The sequence below is a fragment of the Bradyrhizobium sp. genome, assembly GCF_019244115.1.
In the GTDB taxonomy this organism is placed as follows: Bacteria; Pseudomonadota; Alphaproteobacteria; order Rhizobiales; family Xanthobacteraceae; genus Bradyrhizobium.
The window spans coordinates 1-3,102 of sequence record NZ_JAFATE010000337.1 but is presented as its reverse complement, the minus strand read 5'-3'; the positions used below and the strand labels follow the sequence as shown (position 1 = coordinate 3,102).

Annotated in this window: 1 protein-coding gene; it reads right to left on the bottom strand. The window is 64.2% G+C overall.

The genetic code is table 11. The features are described from left to right. On the bottom strand, positions 1 to 2,960 hold a 2,960-nt coding region (gene polA, locus JOZ76_RS14970), incomplete at its 3' end, for a DNA polymerase I (RefSeq protein ID WP_291699399.1). Between the last annotated feature and the right edge of the window lie 142 nt (positions 2,961 to 3,102).

The window sequence follows — 3,102 nt, the reverse complement described above, 5'->3', positions numbered from 1 at the left end:
TCCTGCATCACATGCTGCACGACCGGCAACGTCGCCGCGACTTCCTCGTCCGGCACCTCAAAGATCAGTTCGTCGTGCACCTGCAGCAGCATCTGCGCCGACAGCTTTTTCGCGGCCAGCGCGTCCTCGACCCGGGTCATGGCGCGTCGGATGATGTCCGCCGCAGTCCCCTGCAGTCGCGCATTAATTGCGGCGCGCTCGTTGAAGGCGCGATGCGAGGCGTTGCTGGCCTTGATCTCGGGGTAGTGGCACTTCCGTCCGAACAGCGTGGTGACGTAACCGTTCTTGCGACAGAACTCCTTGGTCTCGTCCATGTAGGCGCGGATGCCCGGAAACCGCTCAAAATACTTCTTGATGTAGGCGGAGGCCTCTTCGCGGGCGATGCCGAGCTGGTTGGCGAGCCCGAACGCCGAGATGCCGTAGATGATGCCAAAGTTGATCGCCTTGGCGCGGCGCCGCACCTCGCTCGGCATGTCCTTGATCGGCACGCCGAACATTTCAGAGGCGGTCATCGCGTGGATGTCGAGCCCGTCGCGAAACGCCTGTTTCAGGACGGGAATGTCGGCGATCTCGGCGAGCAGGCGGAGCTCGATCTGCGAATAGTCCGCCGACACCAGCTTGTGGCCTGGTGTCGCGACAAAGGCGCGGCGGATCTTTCGCCCATCCTCAGTGCGGATCGGAATGTTCTGCAGGTTGGGCTCGTTCGACGACAGCCGCCCCGTCGTGGTCGCCGCCAGCGCGTAGGTGGTGTGTACGCGGTGGGTGTGCGGATTCACATAGGTCGGCAGCGCGTCGGTGTAAGTCGATTTCAATTTCGAGACCTGCCGCCATTCGAGAATTTTTCGCGGCAGTTCGTGGCCCTGCTCGGCGAGATCGTCGAGCACCTGCGCCGAAGTCGACCAGGCGCCAGTCTTGGTCTTGGTCCCGCCGGGCAGGCCCATCTTGCCAAAAATGATGTCGCCGATCTGCTTTGGGCTGCCGACATTGATCGGTTCGCCCGCGATCTCCTGGATCTCGGCTTCCACCCGCGCCGCGGTCTGGGCGAAATCGCCCGACAGCCGCGACAGCACTTGGCGGTCGATCGAGATGCCGCGGCGTTCCATGCGCGCCAGTACCGAGACAAGCGGCCGCTCCAGCGTCTCATAGACGGTCAGCATGTGCTCGGCGACGAGCCGCGGCTTGAAGATGCGCCACAGCCTCAATGTCACGTCGGCGTCCTCGGCCGAATAGGCGGTCGCGCGGTCAATCGGAACCTGCGCGAAGGTGAGCTTGTTCTTGCCGCTGCCGATGATCTCGCCGTCGCTGAGGACGGCGTGTCCAAGCCAGCGCTCGGTGAGGTTTTCGAGCCCGTGCGCGTTGCGCCCGGCATCGAGCGCGTAACTCATCAGCTGGACATCATCTGTGTTGCGCAAGGTGATGCCGGCCTGCGCGAGCATCACGGCGGCGAATTTGATGTTGAAGCCGATCTTCAGGATGCCCAGGGATTCCAGATACGGCCGCAGAGCGTCGCGCGCGTCGCTTTCCGTCACCTGGTCCGGCGCGAGACCCGCGTCGAACAGTCCGCCGCCGTCGCCGGCCTGGCGGTGGCTGAGCGGGATGTAGCAGGCATCGTTCGGCCCGAGCGCAAGCGCGATGCCGCACAGCTCCGCCTGCATCGGGTCGATCGATGACGCTTTCGCCTCGATCGCGACATGCCCGACATCATGGATGCGGGCGAGCCAGGCCTCGAGCTGGTCGCGGCTGCGGATGGTCTGGTACTTGCCGCGGTCGACCGGCAGTTTTTTCGCAGCATCCGCCCGTTCAGTCGCGAGCGCGATCGGCGCGCCCTTGAGGCTGGCGGCTTTGTCGGATCGGCTGTCGCCGGGCTTGCTCGGTGCGCCCCCTCCCCCCTTGAGGGTTGGGGAGGGGGGTAAACCTGAGGTACCGCGGTCCTGTGACCCCCCTCCCTGACCCTCGGGGGAGGGAACGGTGGCGGCGGAGAATGCTTGGCCCTTCGTCGAGACCGCCGCCTCGATATTGGCCGGATCAACTTGAGAAAACTCGGCGACGCGGCGAGTCAGCGAGGAAAACTCCATCGCCTTCAAAAAGGCGATCAGCTTGCGCGCATCGGGCTCCTGCACGAGGAGATCGTCGAGCGGCACCTCGAGCTCGACCTTGTCATCCAGCAGAACGAGCTGCCGCGAGATCCGCGCCTTTTCCGCATTCTCGATCAGCGCCTCGCGCCGCTTCGGCTGCTTGATCTCGGTGGCGCGGAACAGCAGCTGATCGAGGTCGCCATATTCGACGATCAGCTGCGCCGCGGTCTTGATGCCGATGCCGGGGACGCCCGGCACGTTGTCGGTGGAGTCGCCGGCCAGCGCCTGCACCTCGACCACCTTCGCCGGCGGCACGCCGAATTTTTCGATCACCTCGGCAACGCCGATGCGCTTGTCCTTCATGGTGTCGAACATGGTCACCTTGTCGGTGACGAGCTGCATCAGGTCCTTGTCCGACGAGACGATGGTGGTGGCTGCGCCGCGCTCGCAGGCAAGCCTGGCATAGGTCGCGATCAGGTCGTCGGCCTCAAAACCGTTCTGCTCCAGGCAGGGCAGATCGAAGGCGCGCACCGCCTCGCGGATCAGCGCGAATTGCGGGATCAGATCGTCCGGCGCCGGCGGCCGGTGCGCCTTGTAGTCGGGATAGATCTTGTTGCGAAATGTGACCTCGGACTTGTCGAAGACGATGGCCAGATGCGTCGGCTTGTCGCTCTCCGGCATGTCGCGCAAGAGCTTCCACAGCATGTTGCAGAAGCCGAGCACCGCGTTGACCTGCAACCCGTCGGACTTGCGGTTGAGCGGCGGCAGCGCGTGATAGGCGCGGAAGATGTAGGAGGAACCGTCGACCAGGAAGACGTGGTCGCCTGCGCCTGCGGCCTTCGCGGCAACAGGTTTGGGGGCGGTTTTCTGGGGGGCTTTTGGCATGGCCGCAATCTAAGAACTTTTGCGGCAAAAGACAGCCTCGAAGGCGCGATTTTTGGGGCTTGCTGTCGCGCTATCCACGCTGTCATCGGCTGTCAGCGGGTCGGGCGCGCAATGCTTAGGACCATACGGCAATATCGAAGAC